The organism is Variovorax sp. N23, from assembly GCF_025486315.1.
Lineage (GTDB): Bacteria > Pseudomonadota > Gammaproteobacteria > Burkholderiales > Burkholderiaceae_C > Variovorax.
In genome coordinates this window covers 274507-292615 of the sequence record NZ_JAOOPY010000001.1, presented here as the reverse complement: position 1 = coordinate 292615, position 18109 = coordinate 274507, and the positions used below count along the sequence as shown (strand labels likewise).

Below are 18109 nucleotides of genomic sequence, written 5' to 3'. Positions count from 1 at the left end.
CCAAGCGCCCACGCCGCCGGAAATCGTTCCGCGGTGCACCTTCACAGGAGCTTGGTTCTCATGCAGATCTTCGATTACGACAACATCCTGCTGCTGCCGCGCAAATGCCGCGTGGAAAGCCGTGCGGAATGCGACGCGAGCGTCACGCTCGGCGGCCGCAGCTTCCGCATCCCGGTCGTGCCGGCCAACATGAAGACGGTGATCGACGAGCACATCAGCCTCTGGCTGGCGCAGCATGGCTATTTCTACGTGATGCACCGCTTCGACCTCGACAATGTCAAGTTCGTGAAGCACATGCACGCCAAGGGCACGTTCGCCTCGATCTCGCTGGGCGTGAAGCAGGCGGACTACGACACAGTCGACCAGCTGGCCGCGGCCGGCCTGGTGCCGGAATACATCACGATCGACATCGCACACGGCCATGCCGACACGGTGAAGGCCATGATCGCCTACCTCAAGGAGAAGCTGCCCAAGAGCTTCGTGATCGCGGGCAACGTGGGCACGCCCGAGGCCATCATCGACCTGGAGAACTGGGGCGCCGACGCGACCAAGGTCGGCATCGGACCGGGCAAGGTCTGCATCACCAAGCTCAAGACCGGCTTCGGCACCGGCGGCTGGCAGTTGAGCGCGCTCAAGTGGTGTGCGCGGGTGGCGACCAAGCCCATCATTGCCGACGGCGGCATCCGCGACCACGGCGACATTGCCAAGAGCATCCGCTTCGGGGCATCGATGGTGATGATCGGCTCGCTGTTCGCGGGCCATGAAGAGTCACCCGGCAAGACGGTCGAGGTCGACGGCGTGCTCTTCAAGGAGTACTACGGCTCGGCCAGCGACTTCAACAAGGGCGAGTACCGGCACGTCGAGGGCAAGCGCATCCTCGAGCCGATCAAGGGCAAGCTGGCCGACACGCTGGTCGAGATGGAGCAGGACGTGCAGAGCTCCATCAGCTATGCCGGCGGCACGGTGCTGATGGACATCCGCAAGGTCAACTACGTGACGCTGGGCGGCGACAACGCGGGCGAACACCTGCTGATGTAGCGCCCGTGCGCCGCCTCGCCTGAAGAGAACGCGACCCTTCAGGCGTCCAGCAGGGCCACGGCGTGGCGGTGCAACGCATGCGCCGGGTCGGCCAGCGCTTCGACGATGCTGAAGTGGTTGAGGCCCGGCAACAGTTCGCAGACGGGCACGGTCTTCGCGCCCCACGCCCGGCGGATCGCGGCGTTCTGCGCATGGAAGGCTTCGCTCTCGTCGGCGCCGGCCACGCTGTAGAGCGTGCCGCGCTTCGGTGCCGGCCACAGGGCTGGGCTGGCGCGACGCGCATCGTGCGCGGTCAGCCGCAGCGAATCGGCCAGGAAGGGCACGTGCCGGATCTCCCGCAGGTCATGCAGGCCCGAGATCGAGAGCGCGTTGCGCACCAGCCCCACGGGCAGGTCCGATGCCACGGCCTGCCAGTCGCAGGCCAGCAGCATCGCCGCGAGGTGCCCGCCCGCCGAGTGGCCGGCCACGGTGATGCGCGATGGGTCGCCGCCGTGCGCGGCGACATGGCGCCAGGTCCACGCCAGCGCCCGCACCATCTGCAGCGCGATCGCAGGGATGGTCACCGGTGCAGTCCCGGTCCCGGGGCACAGCGCGTAGTTGGGCAGCACGACGCAGGCACCGTGCTGGACGAAGGGCGGCGCCACGAAGGAATGGTCGCTCTTGTCGAGCGAACGCCACCAGCCGCCGTGGATGAAGAAGAACACCGGCGCATCCGCCTTGGCGCCCGGAAAGATGTCCAGCGTCTCGCTGGGCGCATCGCCGTAGCGAAGATCGAGCGCGCCGGGCGTGCTGGCGCGCACCTGTGCGGAATCGCGCGTCCAGCGCGCGAGGTGCTCGCCGCTCTCGGGCACGCGGGCGCGGTTGTTGTACATGCGCTCGAGCCAGGCGGGGTCATGGGTCGTCATGAATTCAAACTCCTTCACCGTCGAGGATAGCGCCGCGCCTTTCAACGCTCGGGGCCACAGTCCTCGGTCGGTTCTGGTTAGAATTCGCCCTGTGTTGGGGGGGTAGCTCAGCTGGGAGAGCGCCGCGTTCGCAATGCGGAGGTCGTGAGTTCGATCCTCATCCTCTCCACCAACTCCATCTAGAAGCCTCGGCGTCCGCGCCGAGGCTTTTTTCGTGGTGCGCCGACTTCTCAGACGTCGAGCGTGAGATGCTGTCCGTGCAAAGCCTGGGCGGCGGGAGATGCCAGGAAGGCCACGGTCTGCGCCGCGACATCGGTCGACACCCAGTCCGCCGGGTTGGCGTCGGGCATGGCCTGACGGTTGGCGGGTGTGTCGAGCACGCTGGGCGCGATGCTGTTGACCCGGACGCCATGCGGCGACAGCTCGGCCGCCGCCGCCTCGACCAGGCGCTGCAGCGCACTCTTCGACGCGATATAGGCCGACATGGCGGCCAAGCCACGCCCGGCCACCTTGGCGGTGACAGCGATCACACTGCCAGCCTTGCGCTCGACCATCGACGGCACGAAGGCCTGCGCCACGGCAACGAAGGACCAGGCGTTGAGGTTCATCATGCGGTCCCAACTGGCGCGGTCGAGCGTGTGCACGGATGCGCCCATCTCGAAACCACCGGCCACATGCACGACGGTGTCGATGTGCTGGAAGGCCTGGAGGATCTGCCCGGCGGCGGCCTGCATGCCGGTGTCGGACGTCACATCCGCCGCGATCAGCAGATGGCGCGAGTTGTCGAGTCCCGGAAAGGCATCGGCCAGCTGGCTTTCGCTGTGGCCGATGAGCACCAGCCGGGCGCCGTCGCCCATGAAGCGCTGAACCACGGCACGCCCGAGCGCGCCGGCGGCGCCGGTGATCACGACGTGCGACGGTTCGGAGGCGGAAGGAAGAGAGGTGGCCATTGTTGGATTTTTGACGAGGGAAGCCGCCCATCCTACGACAGCCCGATTTCTATGGCTATAATCGCAGTCTTGCCTGATGACAGCGATGTCGATGTCAGTCAGGGGCTCTTAGCTCAGTTGGTAGAGCAGCGGACTCTTAATCCGTAGGTCGAGTGTTCGAGTCACTCAGGGCCCACCACCAACACCCGCGAAAGCGTTGAAAAGCCTGCTACTTCACCGTCGCAGGCTTTTTTCATTGCAGGTTCACGCCTCGCGCGCCCTCTCCCGGAAAGACAAAAGGCCCGCCTTCATGACGAAGGCGGGCCTTTTTTTGGCTGATCGATCAAACCGGCACGAGGCCGGCGATCACTCAGCGGCTGGGCTTGAATGCACGCTTGGCCGCATCACGCGGCACGAACACCTTGCCGCCGCCGGCTGCGCCGCGCGGGCCGCCGAAGCCTTCGTTGCGCGGGGCGAAGCTCTCGCCACGCGGCGCGAAGCCTTCACCGCGACCCGGGCCGCCAGCACCGCGCGGTGCGCTGTCGCCCCAGCCCGGCTTGCGGCCGAAGCCACCGCCGCCTTCGTCACGGCCGCCGCCGAAACCGGCGTTGTGGCCATGGTGCGGACGGGCACCGGGTGCCGCGCCGCGCGGACCGCGGTCGTTGAAGCCGCTGGCGCCGGCATAGCCGCCGCCATTGCCGCCGAAGCCACCACCGCGCGGGCCTGCACCGCCGCCGCCGCCGAACTTGCGTTCGCCACCGCGCGAGTGGGCATCACGGCCACCGCCGCCGAAGTTGCCTTGCGGGCGCGATTGCGGCATGCGCTGCTGGGGCTCCAGGCCGGGGATGGTCTCGGCCTTGAACTGCTGGTGGCTGTAGTGCTCGATGTCCATGATCTTGCGGCGATCGCGGAACTCGGCGAAGGTGACGGCGATGCCGTCGCGGCCGGCACGGCCGGTGCGGCCGATGCGGTGGGTGTAATCCTCGGCCTTCATCGGCAGGCCGAAGTTGAAGACGTGGGTGATGGTCGGCACGTCGATGCCGCGGGCGGCGACGTCGGTGGCCACCAGGATCTGCACCTGGCCCTGGCGCAGCGCCATCAGGCGGCGGTTGCGCAGGCCCTGGCTCAGGGCACCGTGCAGCGCAACGGCGCTGAAGCCGTCCTGCTGCAGGTCGTTGGCGAGGCCGTCGCATTCGACTTGCGTGCTGGCGAACACGATGGCCTGGTTGATCGTGGTGTCGCGCAGCCAGTGGTCGAGCATCTTGCGCTTGTGCTGGGTGTTGTCGGCCCAGAACAGCACCTGCTTGATGTTCGCGTGCTTTTCTTGCGGCGAGTCGATCTGGATCTTCTGCGGCTGGCGCATCACGCGGGTGGCGAGCTGCTGGATGCGCGGTGCGAAGGTCGCGCTGAACATCATCGTCTGCTTGCGCTCGATGGTGAGCTGGTTGACTTCGGCCAGGTCGTCGGCAAAGCCGAGGTCGAGCATGCGGTCGGCTTCGTCGACCACGAGGAAGCGCACCTGGTCGAGCTTGATCTGCATCGAGCGCTGCAGGTCGAGCAGGCGGCCCGGCGTGGCGACCACGAGGTTGGCGTTCTGCAGCTTGGCGATCTGCAGCTGGTAAGGCATGCCGCCCACCACGCTGGCGACGCGCAGGCCGCGGCAATGCTTGACAAGGTCGATGGCGTCATGGGCCACCTGCTGGGCGAGCTCGCGCGTCGGGCACAGGATCAGGGCGCCGGGGGTGGCGGCCTTGAAGTTGCGGTTGCTGGTCGGGTCCTTGCGCTTGGCCTTCTTGGGCGGCGCTTCACCACGGGCGATGGCTTCGGCGGCCAGGCGGTCGGCTTCGGCCTTGAGCGCAGCGGCGGCTTCGGCTTCCTGGGCGAGCAGCGTGTGCAGCACGGGCAGCAGGAAGGCGGCGGTCTTGCCGCTGCCGGTCTGGCTCGACACCAGCAGGTCGATGAAGCGGGCATTGCCTTCGTCGGAACTGGTCATCGCCAGGGGGATGACTTTTTCCTGGACGGAGGTGGGTTGTTCGAAACCGAGGTCGGCCACGGCAGCAACCAGTTCGGGCGCCAGGCCCAGCATGACGAAGCCGTTGGGCTTCTTCGGTGCTTCGGCTTCGGGCGCAACGTCGTCGGCCAGGTCGAGCACGACGATGTCGTCGGATGCGGACATGGAAACAGCAGCGGATTCACCGGCCACGGCGAATTCGTCGGATTGCACAGGCGCGAAATCGCCCTGCGCTTGGAGGTAAGCGTCGGTCATAGAGATAGCTCATACGCGAGCGCTGCCGTAGGCGGCGCCCCGTCGGGTGGTTAAAAACATCAACCATCCAACGACATTCAGCAAGAGCTACGACCGAAGGTCTGCCTTGGCTGCGGCCCGTTCATCGGGCGCGGTGTGCAAGATAGGGAGATGCGAGAAACGCTGCACTGTGCAGCGAAGCCCGAGATTATGACACGGGCTCGGGTTTTTACCTAATCTTCGAGACGAAGGAAGGTCTTGCGGTAGTGCGCCAGTTCGTCGATGGATTCATGCACATCGGCCAGCGCCGTGTGCGCCTGCTGCTTCTTGAACGCGTTGTAGGCCGCGGGCTTCCAGCGCTTGGCCAGTTCCTTCAGCGTGCTCACGTCGAGGTTGCGGTAGTGGAAGTAGGCCTCGAGCTTGGGCATGTACTTCACCAGGAAGCGACGGTCCTGACCGATGGTGTTGCCGCACATCGGCGAGCCCTGCTTGGGGATGTAGCGCCCGATGAACTCCAGCAGTTGCTTCTCCGCCTCGACCTCGTCGACCGTCGACGCCTTGACCTTGTCGATCAGGCCGCTGCGGCCGTGCGTGCCCTTGTTCCAGCTGTCCATGGCGTCGAGCAGGGCATCGCTCTGGTGAATGACGAAGACCGGGCCTTCGATGCGCACCGACAGGTCGGAACTGGTCACCACGATGGCGATCTCCAGCAGATGTTCTTTTTCAGGGTCCAGGCCGCTCATCTCGCAGTCGAGCCAGACCAGGTTCTGGTCGCTTTTCTTCAACACGGGGGCGGGGGCGGCGAGGTTCGATGCGGGGGTTTCAGGCATCAGGCGATTGTCGTCGAAGGTGCCCCTTCACCGAGCGGGCCCGCCGATGCGGGGGCTAAACTCGGCCCGCCATGTCCGATGCACTCACCTTCACCTATGCGTTCGCCGCCGCCCTGCTCGCCGGCCTGGCGGTGAAGTTCTGGCTGGCCTCGCGCCAGATCCGCCACGTGGCGCGCCACCGCGACGTGGTGCCCGCCGCCTTCACCCAGACGATGACCCTGGACGCTCATCAGAAAGCCGCCGACTACACGATCGCCAAGAGCCGCTTCGGCCTGGTCGAGATGGCGTGGAGCGCGGCCGTGCTGCTGGCCTGGACACTGCTGGGTGGCCTCGACCTGCTCAACAAGGTGCTGCTCGCCGGGCTCGGCGGCGGCATGGTGCAGCAACTGACGCTGCTGGCGGCCTTCGCGCTGATCGGCGGTCTGCTCGACCTGCCCTTCACGCTGTGGCAGACCTTCCGCCTGGAACAACGCTTCGGCTTCAACAAGATGACCTTCAAGCTATGGCTGGCCGACATGGTGAAGGGCACGCTGATCGGCGCGCTCATCGGCCTGCCGATCGCCGCGCTCATCCTGTGGCTGATGGGGGCCGCCGGCAGCCTGTGGTGGCTGTGGGCCTGGGCCGTGTGGATGGGCTTCAACCTGCTGCTGATGCTGGTCTACCCGACCTTCATCGCCCCGCTCTTCAACAAGTTCAAGCCGCTCGACGACGCCAGCCTGCAGGCCCGCGTGACGGCGCTGATGCAGCGCTGCGGCTTCGCGGCCAAGGGCCTGTTCGTGATGGATGGGAGCCGCCGCAGCGCGCACGCCAACGCCTACTTCACCGGCTTCGGCGCCAGCAAGCGCGTGGTGTTCTACGACACCCTGCTGCGCCAGCTCAGCGCCGGCGAGGTCGAGGCCGTGCTGGCCCACGAGCTGGGGCATTTCAAACGCCGCCACATCGTCAAGCGCATGGCGGCGATGTTCGCCCTGAGCCTGGCCGGCTTCGCGCTGCTGGGCTGGGTGTCGGGCCAATCGTGGTTCTACGCCGGCCTGGGCGTGCAGCCCAACATGGGCGCCCCGAACGATGCGCTGGCGCTGCTGCTCTTCATGCTCGCCGTGCCGGTCTTCACCTTCTTCGTGGCGCCGCTGCCGGCCTGGCTCTCGCGCCAGCACGAGTTCGAGGCCGACGCCTACGCCGTGGCGCAGACCAGCGGCACCGACCTGGCCGCCGCGCTGCTCAAGCTCTACCAAGACAACGCGTCGACGCTCACGCCCGACCCGCTGTTCGTCCAGTTCTACTACTCGCACCCGCCGGCCTCCGAGCGCCTTGCGCGCATGGCCGCGGCCTGACCCCCTCCGGAGATCGACCCCATGCCCAGCACCAGCATGCTCAGCTTCAAGGACTGGAAGTCCACACCACGCCGCGCCCTGAGCGCGACCGAGATCGTGAGCGCCCTCGCCCGCCTCGATGGCTGGAAGCTCACCGGCAACGATGCCGATGTCGCCATCGAGAAGACCTACACCTTCGCCAACTACTTCGAGACCATCGCCTTCGTGAATGCGTTGGCGATGGTGGCGCACCGCTTCGACCACCACCCGGACCTGTCGGTGCACTACAACCGCTGCGTGGTGCGCTTCAACACGCACGATGTGTCGGGCATCTCGCAGACCGACCTCGACTGCGCGGCGCAGGCCGACGCGTTGCTGGCCGCCGCATGAGCGCAGCGCCGGGCCGCCCCAAGCAAGCGCGCACCGCAGTGCGAAGCACGAAGGTTTTCCAATGACCGGAGCGCGCGCGCTTGGCTAAGCAACGCGGCGCCGCCGCCGAAGCGGCCTTGCGCGACGGCCTGGTCGTCGCGAGCCATGGCCGTCATTGCCTGGTCGAGACACCCGAGGGCGAACGCCGCATCTGCCACCCGCGCGGCAAGAAGAGCCAGGCCGTCGTCGGCGACCGCGTGCGCTGGCAGGCCAGCGAAGACGAAGGCACGATCGAACAGGTGGTGGAACGCAAGAACCTGTTCTACCGGCAGGACGAGATCCGCACCAAGTCCTTCGCGGCCAACCTCGACCAGGTGCTGATCCTGATCGCGGCCGAGCCCGAGTTCTCGGAGCATCAGCTGGCGCGCGCACTGATCGCGGCCGAGGCCGAGCACATCACCCCCATCATCGCGCTGAACAAGAGCGACCTGGTCGTGCCCTTCGAGCGCGCCTGGGCCCGGCTGGCCCCGTACCGCCGCATGCACCAGGGCGTGCTGCCGCTGTCGCTCACTGCCTCCGGAGACGTCGACCGCGCCGCGCTGATGAAGCTGCTCGACGGCAAGACGACGCTCGTCCTCGGCCCGTCGGGCGCGGGCAAGAGCACGCTCACGAACCTGCTGGTGCCGGGCGCGTCGGCGCTGACCAACGAGATTTCCTACGCGCTGAATTCGGGCAAGCACACGACCACCAGCACCACGCTGTATTGGGTCGACGCCGAGCGCCGCACGGCGCTCATCGATTCGCCGGGCTTCCAGGAGTTCGGCCTCAACCACATCGAGCCGATGCAGCTCGCGCGGCTCATGCCCGACATCGCCGAGCATGCGAACGACTGCAAGTTCTACAACTGCACGCACCTGCACGAGCCCGGCTGCGGCGTGATCGCACAGGTCGATTCCGCCACCCACGCCGGCGCCATCAACGCCACGCGCTACCGCATCTACGGCGAACTGTTCGCCGAACTGAGCCAGCGGCGCTTCCCATGAAAGTCCTGCTCTATTCGCACGCCTTCCACCCCTCGCTCGGCGGTGTGGAGACGGTGTCGATGGCGCTGGCGCAGGGTTTCATCGCCAACGGCGTGGCGTGCAAGGTGGTGACGCAGTCCGAGGCGGACGGTGGGGCTGCACCGGGCTTCGGGTTCGAGGTGATTCGCCGTCCGGGCCGGGCCGAAGCCCGCGCACTGGTGCAATGGGCCGACGTGGTGCTGTTCAACGGCGCCAGCCTCGCGCTGCAGCCCTGGGTCCTGCTGCAGCGCAAGCCCTTCGTCTGGGTGCACGTGGGCTACCAGGCGGCGTGCATCGACGGGCTGGGCTGGGTCGACAACGCACCGGCACCGCTGACGCCGCTGGCGTCGGTGCGTTTCCATGCGCGCCGCAGCGGCTGGGGCTTCGCGCTGCGCGAGGGCCTCAAGCTGGCCCTGCGCCGCGCCGTCGCGAAGCGGGCCGTGCATCGGAATGTCGCGATCACGCGATGGATGGACCAGGCGCTGCCGCTGCCGCGCCAGGTCCAGATCTACAACCCCTTCCCCATCGCGCAGTTCGCCGGCGCCGACCGGCCGAACCCTGAATTCGAGTTCTTCTACATGGGCCGCATGGTCCAGGAGAAGGGCGTGGACGTGCTGGTGCACGCCTTTGCCGAGGTGCTGCGGCGGCGCGGCCCGGGGCCGCGCCTGCTGCTGATCGGCGATGGCGGTGCCCGCCCCGATGTCGAGCGGATCGTCGCGGAACACGGGATCGGCGACGCGGTGGTCTTCGCCGGCAAGCAGTCCGGCGTGGCCCTGGTCGACTGGGTCGGGCGTGGCGGCATCGGCGTGCTGCCCTCGGTCTGGTACGAACCCATGGGCGGCGTGACCATCGAACTCATGGCCGCGGGCAAATGCCTGATCGTGTCTGCGCAGGGCGGTCTGGCCGAATGCGTCGGCGATGCCGGCCTGGTCTTCCCGAACGGTGACGCGATGGCCCTGGCCGACCGCATGCTCGAACTGCTGCACGATCCGGCCCGCCGCGACGCGCTGGCCGCGGCGGCGCGCGAACGAGCGCGCCAGTTCCTGCCGGAGCGCTTCGTGGCGCAGTACATCGCGCTGCTGCGGGACGTGATCGCCCGCCGCTGAGCCGGATTCAGCCGACGACGGTCGCCAGCGCATCGACCAGCGCGCTGCACTGGGCCCGCGTGCCGATGCTGATGCGCAGGTACTGATCGATGCGCGGCTGGCGAAAGTGCCGCACCAGCACGGCCCGTTCGCGCAGCGCCGCCGCCAGCGCAGCCGCGTCGTGCGCGGGGTGCCGCACGAAGACGAAGTTGGCATGCGACGGCTGCACCTCGAAGCCGAGGTCCTCCAGTTGCAGCACCAGGCCTTCGCGCGTGTCGACGACCGCATCGCGCGTCTGCTTGAACCAGGCCTCGTCCTCCAGCGCCGCCACGGCGCCGGCGCCCGCGAGCCGGTCGATCGGATAGGAATTGAAGCTGTTCTTGACCCGCGTGAGCGCATCGATCAGCGGCGCCTGGCCGCAGGCGAAGCCCACGCGCAGGCCGGCGAGCGAGCGCGACTTCGACAGCGTCTGCACCACCAGCAGGTTCGGGTAGCGATCGATCAGCGACACCGCGCTTTGCGCCCCGAAGTCGACGTAGGCCTCGTCCACCAGCACCACGCGCGCCGGGCAGGCGACGAGCAGGCGTTCGATGTCGGCCAGGGGCAGCGATCGCCCGGTCGGCGCGTTGGGGTTGGCGATCACGAGACCGCCGCAGCCCTGCGCGGCCCGTACCGCCAGCGCATCGACGTCGATGCGCAAGGCGTCGTCGACGGGCTGGAGGACGCAGTCGATGCCGTAGAGCTGCGCATAGACGCGGTAGAAGCTGTACGTGACGTCGGGAAACAGCAGCGGCTCGGCCTGCTGGAAGAAGGCGAAGAAGGCGTGCGCCAGCACTTCGTCGGAGCCATTGCCGGCGAAGACCTGGTCGCGGGTCAGGCCGTGGTGGGCAGCCACGGCCTCGCGCAGTGCCAGCGACTCCGGGTCGGGGTAGCGTTCCAGGCCGTTCGCCGCCGCGGCCTGCACCGCGTCGAGCACGCGCGGCGACGGCGGGTAGGGGTTCTCGTTGGTGTTGAGCTTGATCAGCCCCTCGATGCGCGGCTGCTCGCCGGGCACGTAGGGCTCGAGCGCGCCGATGCGCGGACTCCAGAAGGTCGGGATGGCGGTCATCGACAGAGGCGGCGAACCGTCATCCCAGCAGACGCGCGAGCGTCAGCAGCGCCAGCAGCACCATCCACATCACGACCGATCGCCACACCAGGCCGACCACGCTGCGCAGATGGCCCAGGTCGGGCTCGCGACCACCGGTGCTGCCGGTGTCGAGCACCGGCTCGGACCAGCCGGTGTCGGCGATCTGCGCGCCGGCCAGCGGATCGACCGACGCCAGCGGACGCAGGCTGCCGCCGCCGAGCCGCACATTCACCGCGCCGGACGTGGCCGCGAGGATCACGCCATCGTTCGGCTCGGGAAAGCGGCGGGCATCGTTGCGCCAGCTGTCGATGGCATCCTCGAAGCTACCGACCACCGCGAAGCCCAGCGCCGTGATGCGCGCCGGCAGCCAGTCGGCGGCCACCCAGGCGCGCCGCGCCGCCTGTTGCACCCACACGCTGGAGGGCTGGACGATGGCGCCGTCCTTGTGGGCCCAGTAGCGTGCGACGAACTCGCTCATGCGATAGAACACCGCGCCGGCCGGGCCCAGCCCGAAGGCGGCCAGCACCGAGAACCAGGCCAGCACGCCGAACACATGGCGGTGCGCCGCGATGACGGAGTGCTCGATCACGTGGCGAATGATCTCGCTGCGCGGCAGGTTCGCCGCGTCCACGTGCTGCCAGTGCGCGAGCAGCGAGCGCGCCAGCGGCTCGTCACCCTCTTCCAGTGCATCGCGGATGCCGGTGAAGTGATGGCTGAACTGACGGAAGCCCAGGGTGACGTAGAGCATCGCGACGCTCCACAGCACGGCGAAGGGCAAGCCGAGCGTCAGCACCAGCAGCCAGTGCACGCCCAGCGTCAGCAGGGTCGGCACGAAGACTGCCAGGCCCCACGCGACCCAGCCATGGTGCGATTGGCCGGCGTCGAAGTTGCGGCTGGTCCAGCGGGTCCAGGCCAGCACGCCCCCATAGACCGGGTTGTGGGTTGCGAGCGGGCGCACCTGCTCGATCAGCAACGCGCACAGAATGGCAAAGAAGCTCATCGGTCGATGATAGCGAGTGGTCGGGCCGAGGCCAGAGCACACGCGGAACTGGCTTGGCCAGGCCGCTGGGTGCGCCCCCTCGAGGGGGAGGCGGCGACACGCAGTGCGCCGCTTCGGGGGTGGGTTGCGTCTTTCAGGCAGACAGGAAGCGGTAGAGGTTGCGCAGCATGCCGGCCGTCGCACCCCACACGAAACGCTCCTGCGGCCCGTCCTGGTAGGGCATGGAGAACCACTGCCGCGCATTCAGGCCCTCGCCCACCATGGCATGGCTCCGATGGTTCGCCGGGTCCATCAGATGCGCCAGCGGGACCTCGAAGGCATCGGCCACTTCCGACGGGCTGAGCGTGAGGTGGAAGCCCGGCCGCACCAGTGCGATGACCGGCGTGACGATGAAGGAGGTGACCGTGGTGTAGGTCGGCAGGCTGCCCAGCACCTCGATGTAGTCGGCCGACAGGCCGACCTCTTCCCACGCCTCGCGCAGCGCGGCAGCGGCGATGTTCGCGTCTTCCGGGTCGACTCGCCCCCCGGGGAAGGCCACCTGGCCCGAGTGCGTCGACATCTGCGTCGCGCGCTCGGTCAGCAGCACCGTGGGCACCTCGCGCTGCACGATGGGCACCAGCACGGCGGCCTGGGCGGGCGCGCGGTCTCCGATGCGAGGCTCGCGGCGCAGTTCGGGCGTCCATCGGGGCGGCGTCGCGAAACGGGCGCGCAATGCCTGCGCCGTCAGCTGCGACGCCGGCACTGCAGGGAGGTCGCTGTCGACACGCACCACGGGCACGTCGCGCGGATCGAAGGCCGCCAGAGAGACGGCGTTGATGGGTTCGATCGGGGCGACGGCTTCCATGGTGACGGAGATGGGATTCAAGGGAACGAACAATGGGTATGGCAGATACAACGCGGGAGCGGGCTGAACGGTACACGGCACGCCTCACCCATGCATCACGCAGGCATGCAAGCGCCGCGCCAAAATGCAAAAAGCCGCCCGAATCGGCGGCTTTTGCGAGGCATGGAAGACGCAGCTTACTGAGCGGCGGCAGCCTTCATGCGCTTGCCCGGCAGCTTTTCCTTGATGCGTGCCGAACGGCCGCTGCGCTCGCGCAGGTAGTACAGCTTGGCGCGGCGCACATCGCCGCGGCGCTTGACTTCGATGGCGGCGATCAGGGGGCTGTAGGTCTGGAACGTGCGTTCCACGCCTTCGCCGCTGGAGATCTTGCGCACCGTGAAGCCGCTGTTGAGGCCACGATTGCGCTTGGCGATCACGACGCCTTCGTAGGCCTGCACGCGCTTGCGGCTGCCTTCGACGACGTTCACGCTGACGATGACCGTGTCACCGGGCATGAAATCGGGGATGGTCTTGCCGAGCCGGGCGATTTCTTCCTGCTCGAGGGTCTGGATGAGGTTCATGATTTCCTGGATTCGATCGTGACCGCGCTGCACTAAAGGCGTCGTTCCGTGAATGACGCGGCCGGCCAGAGGATCGGGGAGCCCGAGATTATAGCTTTTTTTTCAGCGCAGACTCATCGGCCGGGGTCAGGCGACCGGCAGCGCGCGCCGCCTCCACCAGGTCCGGCCGTCGAGCGGCGGAGATCGCGAGCCGCTGGTCGCGCCGCCAGCGTTCGATCTGCGCGTGGTGACCGGACATCAGCGGGGCTGGCACGGCTTGCCCGTTCCAGACCTCGGGGCGCGTGTAGTGCGGGCAGTCGAGCAACCCGTCGAGCGCCGGATTGAAGCTGTCCTGCACATGGCTGGCCTCGTCGCCCAGCACGCCGGGCTGCAGCCGCGCGACCGCGTCGAGCAGCGCCATGGCGGCGATCTCGCCGCCCGACAGCACGAAGTCGCCCAGGCTGATCTGGTGCGTCACGCGCGCATCGATGAAGCGCTGGTCGATGCCCTCGTAGCGGCCGCAGACCAGCACGGCGCCCTCGCCGGCCGCCCAGGTCTCGACCGCCGCGTGGCACAGGGTCTCGCCGATCGGCGAGAACAGCACCACCGGTGCCGGTGCGCCGCGCGCGGCGAGCGCGGCATCGAGGCAGGCCGACAGCGGCTCGGCCATCATCACCATGCCGGGGCCGCCACCGAACGGACGGTCGTCGACACGTTTGTAGTTGCCTTCCGCAAAGTCGCGCGGATTCCAGAAGACGAGTTCGACCTGCTTGGACTCGTAGGCGCGACGCGTCACGCCGCTGGTCAGCAGCGGCGCGAAAAGCTCGGGGAACAGCGTGAGAACGTCGAAGCGCATGGCGACGCCGGCGTTCAGTAGTCGGGCTGCCAGTCGACCGTGATCAGGCGCCCTGCCAGGTCGACCTTGTCGACGAAGGCCGAGACGAAAGGCACCATGCGCTCGAGCGGCTTGCCGTCCTGTTCGGACGCCAGCACCAGCGTGGTCTGCGGGCCGGTGGCCAGCAGCTCGCGCACGGTGCCCAGGGCCACGCCCTCGCGGTTGACCACCGACAGGCCGATCAGGTCGACCCAGTAGTACTCGTCGTCGCCTGCCGTGGGAAAGCTCGAACGCGGCACGAACACGCGCGCGCCTCGCAGGGCCTCGGCGGCCGTGCGATCAGGCACGTCGTCCGACGTCGCAACGACGCAATTGGAATGTTCCTTGGCCTCGCGGATCGCGAGCCGGAAAGCGCCGATCTTCGGTGTCGAAGTGACCGGGGCGGAAGGCTGGATGAACCAGCGCTTCGAAGAGAAGAGCGCCTCGGGTCGGGCGCTGTGGGGCAGGACCTTGAACCAGCCCTTGATGCCCCAGGCGTCGGCGATGCGCCCCACCTCGATCGCGTCCGCCGGCAATTCGGCGGCTTCGAGCGTGGGCAGCATCCCGGGCCGAGCTTAGGCTGCGGCCTTGGGGGCGGCAGCAGCGGCTTGCTTGATCAGGCGAATGACCGTGGGCGAGGCTTGCGCGCCAACGCTCTTCCAGTAGGTCAGGCGATCCTGCGCGATGCGGATGCTTTCTTCGTTTTCCTTGGCGGTCGGGTTGTAGAAACCCAGGCGCTCGATGAAGCGGCCATCGCGGCGAACGCGCTTGTCCGACACGACGATGTTGAAGAACGGACGACCTTTGGAGCCGCCGCGGGAGAGTCGAATGACGACCATGATTTATCCTTCGGGTGGTGCAGCAAACCCGCAAGGTTCGCCCACAAGAGTTCTTCCAGCGTCGAGACACGCGACATGGCCACCCGGCCAGCGACACGCTGAAAAGCCTGCGATTATAGCCCGGGCGCGTTTTTTGGCTCCAGAATCGTGTCGAACCCGCACCCCGGTGCACTCTCACTGTCTCTTTCACGCAGCCGCCACGAGCCTTTCGTCTTCATGAATCCCCTCACCATCCGCCCCAGCCGCGACGAAGACGTCGCGGCCATCGCCGCCATCTATGCACACCATGTCCTGAACGGCACCGGCACGTTCGAGACCGAGCCGCCGAGCCCGGCCGACATGGCCGCCCGCCGTGCCGACGTGCTGGCCAAGCAGCTGCCCTACCTGGTGGCGGAACGCGACGGCCGGATCCTCGGCTTCGCCTACTGCAACTGGTTCAAGCCGCGGCCGGCCTACCGCTTCTCCGCCGAGGACTCGATCTACCTGGCCGACGCCTCGCGCGGCCAGGGTGTGGGCAGCCAGTTGCTGGCCGCCCTCTCGCAAGCGGCCGAAGCCGCCGGCGTGCGCAAGCTCATCGCCGTGATCGGCGACTCGGCCAACGCGGGCTCGGTCGGCGTGCATCGCGCCCAGGGCTTCACGCGCGTCGGCGTGCTCAAGGATTGCGGCTGGAAGTTCGGCCAATGGCTCGACGTCGTGCTGATGGAGAAGGCCCTGGGGGCCGGCAGCACGACCCGGCCCGAGTGACGCGCCGCATGAAGAACAAGACCCTGGCCGCATGGCTCGCCTTCCTCGGTGGGCCGCTCGGCCTGCACCGCTTCTACCTGCACGGGCTGGGCGACACGCTCGGCTGGCTGCTGCCCATTCCGACGGCGCTCGGCCTGTACGGCGTCGAGCGGGCACGCCTGTACGGGCTGGACGACGGCCTGAGCTGGGCGCTCATTCCGCTGCTGGGCTTCACCATCGCCGCGTGCGCGCTCACGGCCATCGTGTACGGCCTGATGACGGCGGAAAAATGGAATGCGCGATTCAATGCCGCCGCGCCCGCCGACGCCGCGCCCGGCCAGACCGGGTGGATCACCATCGGCGCGGTGGTCGTCTCGCTGCTCATCGGCAGCACGGTGCTGATGGCCAGCATCGCCTTCAGCTTCCAGCGCTATTTCGAGCACCAGGTCGAAGAAGGCCGAAAGATCTCGCAGTAGCCGCGTGAGCGCTCGAGCCACGCACACCCGGCTGACAGCGTTCGTTCAGATTCGCCAAATAGAGTGAACCCGCGGGCCGACAGACGGCCTTTGGAGTTCCGATGCCATCGCAGACAGGCCGGCTCAGGCCGCCGTCGATCCACCCCCGGACCGTGCTGGTCGGCGCGAGCCTCTTCGCGCTGTCGACCGGGCTGGCCCAGTTCCTCACCGACACGCCGGCCTGGCGCTTCGACTCGCCCGTCCAGTACGACTCGGATATCGCGGTCGCCGTCGGCCTGTGCTGGACCTTGTTCCAGCTCGCGGTGCATTGGAAGTCGCACCGCGAACGCAGCCGCTGGCTGATGGCGAGCGGCGCCATGCTGCTGCTCGGTGCCATCCAGGCCACCGACCTGCTGGTGAGCAGCGGGTTCATCCGTGACGACTGGCTGCTCGACCTGCCGCTGTGGATGGCGGTGGCGACCCTCGTGCACACCGTGCTGCGCCGGGGGCGCGAGCGCCCCTGGGTGATGATGCTCTGGCGCACCGGTGTGCTGCTGCAGACCGTCTTCATGCTGTGCGACCTGTGCCAGGGCCGTTCGATCACGGCCTGGTCGATCTCAGCCGAAGACATCGCCTCGCTGGCCGAATGGAGCGAGCTGCTCGCCATCGAAAACCATGTGATGGCCTTCGTGCTGCTGGGCCGCGCCGCCTCGCCGAATACCGGGGCGACACGCCATCGGACGCTCGCCGTCGGCGCCGAAGCACGGCGCGTGTACGAGCAGGGCCATCTGTTCCGAAAGGCGATCTATCCACCGCTGCGCCTGGCGTTCTATCCCGGCGTGCGATCGGTGCTGCTGGTCGCCACCTCGATCGGCCTGGTGGCGGCCATCGGACCGATCGTCCGGCGCGCAGCGGGGCGTTCGCTGGCCGGCCAGTTCGCCGATCTGCTCGTGCTCGGCCTGCGCCATGGATTCGACCCGCTGGCCTACTACTTCCAGGAGCTCTATGGGCCCGGTCGGCGCGCCGAGGCCGCACGTTATCTGACGCGCCACGAGACCAAGAACGGCCTGCTGCATCTGCTCAACGCCCTGCGGCCGGCACCCGACGCGGTCAACGAGATGAAGGACAAGCTGCGCTTCGCCGCCCGTTGCCGGCAGGCGGGCCTGCCGGTGCCCCGGACCCTGCTGGCCTGCGACGACACGGGGGTCGCCTGGCAGGCCACGCCGGCCGAGCTCGACCGCGACCTGTTCCTGAAACCCCGCAGCGGCCGCGGCGCCCGCGGCGCGACGTTGTTTGAGCGGGTGGGCCCGATGCGCTACCGCGCGCCCGACGGCGAAACGCTGGACCTCGACGCCCTGGTCGAAGGGGCCGAGGCACGCGGCCGCCATGCGGCGCTGATCGTGCAGCCGCGGCTGCACAACCACGCGGAGCTGGCCGATCTGGCCGACCAGTCGCTGGTCACGGTCCGGGTGCTGACCTGCCTGGACACGCAGGGCCGACCCGTGGTCACCCACGGCCTGCTGCGCATCCTGTCGAAACTCGAGCCAGGCTGGCGGCGCAAGGACGAATACGGGGTTCCGATCGATCTGACGAGCGGGCAGTTGGGGCCAATGCGCAGCGACCGGCTGTCGCGCTGCGCCGTGCTGTACACGCACCATCCGGTGAAAGGACAGGCGGTGGCGGGACGCGTGCTGGACACCTGGCCGGCGATCCAGGCGCTGGCGCTGGCGGCGCACCGCGCGTTCCCGCACCGAATCCTTGTGGGCTGGGACATCGCGTCGACCATGGACGGGCCGGTGCTGCTCGAAGGCAACATCAACCTCGACGTGATGTTCCCGCAACGGGTGCATCGGCAGGGCTTCGCCGACAGCCCGCTCGGACCGCTGCTGCAGTATCACCTCGCCACGCTCGCGCGGGCGCACGACGTGGACTGA

General features: G+C 68.1%; 19 protein-coding genes and 2 tRNA genes. 10 read left to right on the top strand and 11 right to left on the bottom strand.

What is annotated here, in order from left to right:
- Positions 1 to 60: 60 nt before the first annotated feature.
- A complete protein-coding gene (locus N8A90_RS01385) occupies positions 61 to 1038 on the top strand; it encodes a GMP reductase (RefSeq protein ID WP_262072845.1) in 978 nt (325 codons plus the stop codon).
- Between the two features lie 38 nt (positions 1039 to 1076).
- On the opposite strand, the gene N8A90_RS01380 is transcribed toward N8A90_RS01385, so the two are convergent.
- Positions 1077 to 1943, bottom strand: coding sequence for an alpha/beta hydrolase (locus N8A90_RS01380; protein ID WP_262072844.1), 867 nt, complete (start codon positions 1941 to 1943; stop codon positions 1077 to 1079).
- Positions 1944 to 2039: 96 nt separating this feature from the next.
- Here N8A90_RS01380 and N8A90_RS01375 point away from each other — a divergent pair.
- A tRNA-Ala gene (locus tag N8A90_RS01375) sits at positions 2040 to 2115 on the top strand.
- 58 nt (positions 2116 to 2173) lie between these two features.
- On the opposite strand, the gene N8A90_RS01370 is transcribed toward N8A90_RS01375, so the two are convergent.
- Positions 2174 to 2893, bottom strand: a complete 720-nt coding sequence (locus tag N8A90_RS01370) for an SDR family NAD(P)-dependent oxidoreductase (protein ID WP_262072843.1) — start codon at positions 2891 to 2893, stop codon at positions 2174 to 2176.
- Between the two features lie 102 nt (positions 2894 to 2995).
- Between N8A90_RS01370 and N8A90_RS01365 the strand changes: the two genes are divergently transcribed.
- Positions 2996 to 3071 (top strand) — tRNA-Lys (locus N8A90_RS01365).
- A 171-nt stretch (positions 3072 to 3242) separates the two neighbouring features.
- On the opposite strand, the gene N8A90_RS01360 is transcribed toward N8A90_RS01365, so the two are convergent.
- Both N8A90_RS01360 and orn read right to left on the bottom strand, forming a co-directional pair.
- Positions 3243 to 5138, bottom strand: coding sequence for a DEAD/DEAH box helicase (locus tag N8A90_RS01360; RefSeq protein WP_262072842.1), 1896 nt, complete (start codon positions 5136 to 5138; stop codon positions 3243 to 3245).
- Between the two features lie 212 nt (positions 5139 to 5350).
- Entirely contained in the window at positions 5351 to 5947 is a 597-nt protein-coding gene (orn, locus tag N8A90_RS01355) for an oligoribonuclease (protein WP_262072841.1), read from the bottom strand.
- Positions 5948 to 6018: 71 nt separating this feature from the next.
- Between orn and N8A90_RS01350 the strand changes: the two genes are divergently transcribed.
- The 4 genes from N8A90_RS01350 (at position 6019) to N8A90_RS01335 (ending at position 9793) form a co-directional block, all read left to right on the top strand.
- Positions 6019 to 7278 (top strand): M48 family metallopeptidase, encoded by a 1260-nt coding sequence (locus tag N8A90_RS01350; RefSeq protein ID WP_262072840.1) that lies wholly within the window; start codon positions 6019 to 6021, stop codon positions 7276 to 7278.
- A 21-nt stretch (positions 7279 to 7299) separates the two neighbouring features.
- The gene (locus N8A90_RS01345; RefSeq protein WP_262072839.1) at positions 7300 to 7647 is read left to right on the top strand and encodes a 4a-hydroxytetrahydrobiopterin dehydratase; all 348 of its coding nucleotides are present in this window, start codon (positions 7300 to 7302) and stop codon (positions 7645 to 7647) included.
- Positions 7648 to 7727: 80 nt separating this feature from the next.
- The gene (gene rsgA, locus N8A90_RS01340) at positions 7728 to 8669 is read left to right on the top strand and encodes a ribosome small subunit-dependent GTPase A (RefSeq protein WP_262072838.1); all 942 of its coding nucleotides are present in this window, start codon (positions 7728 to 7730) and stop codon (positions 8667 to 8669) included.
- The gene (locus N8A90_RS01335; protein WP_262072837.1) at positions 8666 to 9793 is read left to right on the top strand and encodes a glycosyltransferase family 4 protein; all 1128 of its coding nucleotides are present in this window, start codon (positions 8666 to 8668) and stop codon (positions 9791 to 9793) included. The genes rsgA and N8A90_RS01335 overlap by 4 nt, the downstream gene beginning before the upstream one ends.
- 7 nt (positions 9794 to 9800) lie before the next feature.
- Here the strand turns inward: N8A90_RS01335 and hisC are convergent, their stop codons facing one another.
- The 7 genes from hisC to rpsP form a co-directional block, all read right to left on the bottom strand.
- The gene (gene hisC, locus N8A90_RS01330; protein WP_262072836.1) at positions 9801 to 10880 is read right to left on the bottom strand and encodes a histidinol-phosphate transaminase; all 1080 of its coding nucleotides are present in this window, start codon (positions 10878 to 10880) and stop codon (positions 9801 to 9803) included.
- 19 nt (positions 10881 to 10899) lie between these two features.
- Entirely contained in the window at positions 10900 to 11901 is a 1002-nt protein-coding gene (locus N8A90_RS01325; protein ID WP_262072835.1) for a CobD/CbiB family protein, read from the bottom strand.
- A gap of 133 nt (positions 11902 to 12034) precedes the next feature.
- A complete protein-coding gene (locus N8A90_RS01320; protein WP_262072834.1) occupies positions 12035 to 12745 on the bottom strand; it encodes a CoA pyrophosphatase in 711 nt (236 codons plus the stop codon).
- Positions 12746 to 12921: 176 nt separating this feature from the next.
- Positions 12922 to 13305 carry a 50S ribosomal protein L19 gene (gene rplS / locus N8A90_RS01315; protein WP_262072833.1) on the bottom strand — a complete coding sequence of 128 codons (384 nt, stop codon included), beginning with the start codon at positions 13303 to 13305 and terminating at the stop codon, positions 12922 to 12924.
- Between the two features lie 88 nt (positions 13306 to 13393).
- Positions 13394 to 14140 carry a tRNA (guanosine(37)-N1)-methyltransferase TrmD gene (gene trmD, locus N8A90_RS01310; RefSeq protein WP_262072832.1) on the bottom strand — a complete coding sequence of 249 codons (747 nt, stop codon included), beginning with the start codon at positions 14138 to 14140 and terminating at the stop codon, positions 13394 to 13396.
- 14 nt (positions 14141 to 14154) lie between these two features.
- The gene (gene rimM, locus N8A90_RS01305) at positions 14155 to 14721 is read right to left on the bottom strand and encodes a ribosome maturation factor RimM (protein ID WP_262072831.1); all 567 of its coding nucleotides are present in this window, start codon (positions 14719 to 14721) and stop codon (positions 14155 to 14157) included.
- Positions 14722 to 14733: 12 nt separating this feature from the next.
- Positions 14734 to 14997, bottom strand: a complete 264-nt coding sequence (rpsP, locus tag N8A90_RS01300) for a 30S ribosomal protein S16 (RefSeq protein WP_262072830.1) — start codon at positions 14995 to 14997, stop codon at positions 14734 to 14736.
- 216 nt (positions 14998 to 15213) lie between these two features.
- Between rpsP and N8A90_RS01295 the strand changes: the two genes are divergently transcribed.
- From N8A90_RS01295 to N8A90_RS01285, 3 genes are all read left to right on the top strand, one after another.
- On the top strand, positions 15214 to 15741 hold the full coding sequence (locus N8A90_RS01295) for a GNAT family N-acetyltransferase (RefSeq protein WP_262072829.1): 528 nt from the start codon (positions 15214 to 15216) through the stop codon (positions 15739 to 15741).
- Positions 15742 to 15749: 8 nt separating this feature from the next.
- Entirely contained in the window at positions 15750 to 16196 is a 447-nt protein-coding gene (locus N8A90_RS01290; protein ID WP_262072828.1) for a hypothetical protein, read from the top strand.
- Positions 16197 to 16297: 101 nt separating this feature from the next.
- Positions 16298 to 18109, top strand: coding sequence for a sugar-transfer associated ATP-grasp domain-containing protein (locus tag N8A90_RS01285; RefSeq protein WP_262072827.1), 1812 nt, complete (start codon positions 16298 to 16300; stop codon positions 18107 to 18109).

Coding starts and splice junctions, on each gene's coding strand:
- N8A90_RS01385 (WP_262072845.1), top strand. CDS start 61: ATGCAGATCTTCGATTACGACAACATCCTGCTGCTGCCGCGCAAATGC.
- N8A90_RS01380 (WP_262072844.1), bottom strand. CDS start 1,943: ATGACGACCCATGACCCCGCCTGGCTCGAGCGCATGTACAACAACCGC.
- N8A90_RS01370 (WP_262072843.1), bottom strand. CDS start 2,893: ATGGCCACCTCTCTTCCTTCCGCCTCCGAACCGTCGCACGTCGTGATC.
- N8A90_RS01360 (WP_262072842.1), bottom strand. CDS start 5,138: ATGACCGACGCTTACCTCCAAGCGCAGGGCGATTTCGCGCCTGTGCAA.
- orn (WP_262072841.1), bottom strand. CDS start 5,947: ATGCCTGAAACCCCCGCATCGAACCTCGCCGCCCCCGCCCCCGTGTTG.
- N8A90_RS01350 (WP_262072840.1), top strand. CDS start 6,019: ATGTCCGATGCACTCACCTTCACCTATGCGTTCGCCGCCGCCCTGCTC.
- N8A90_RS01345 (WP_262072839.1), top strand. CDS start 7,300: ATGCCCAGCACCAGCATGCTCAGCTTCAAGGACTGGAAGTCCACACCA.
- N8A90_RS01335 (WP_262072837.1), top strand. CDS start 8,666: ATGAAAGTCCTGCTCTATTCGCACGCCTTCCACCCCTCGCTCGGCGGT.
- hisC (WP_262072836.1), bottom strand. CDS start 10,880: ATGACCGCCATCCCGACCTTCTGGAGTCCGCGCATCGGCGCGCTCGAG.
- N8A90_RS01325 (WP_262072835.1), bottom strand. CDS start 11,901: ATGAGCTTCTTTGCCATTCTGTGCGCGTTGCTGATCGAGCAGGTGCGC.
- N8A90_RS01320 (WP_262072834.1), bottom strand. CDS start 12,745: ATGGAAGCCGTCGCCCCGATCGAACCCATCAACGCCGTCTCTCTGGCG.
- rplS (WP_262072833.1), bottom strand. CDS start 13,305: ATGAACCTCATCCAGACCCTCGAGCAGGAAGAAATCGCCCGGCTCGGC.
- trmD (WP_262072832.1), bottom strand. CDS start 14,140: ATGCGCTTCGACGTTCTCACGCTGTTCCCCGAGCTTTTCGCGCCGCTG.
- rimM (WP_262072831.1), bottom strand. CDS start 14,721: ATGCTGCCCACGCTCGAAGCCGCCGAATTGCCGGCGGACGCGATCGAG.
- rpsP (WP_262072830.1), bottom strand. CDS start 14,997: ATGGTCGTCATTCGACTCTCCCGCGGCGGCTCCAAAGGTCGTCCGTTC.
- N8A90_RS01295 (WP_262072829.1), top strand. CDS start 15,214: ATGAATCCCCTCACCATCCGCCCCAGCCGCGACGAAGACGTCGCGGCC.
- N8A90_RS01290 (WP_262072828.1), top strand. CDS start 15,750: ATGAAGAACAAGACCCTGGCCGCATGGCTCGCCTTCCTCGGTGGGCCG.
- N8A90_RS01285 (WP_262072827.1), top strand. CDS start 16,298: ATGCCATCGCAGACAGGCCGGCTCAGGCCGCCGTCGATCCACCCCCGG.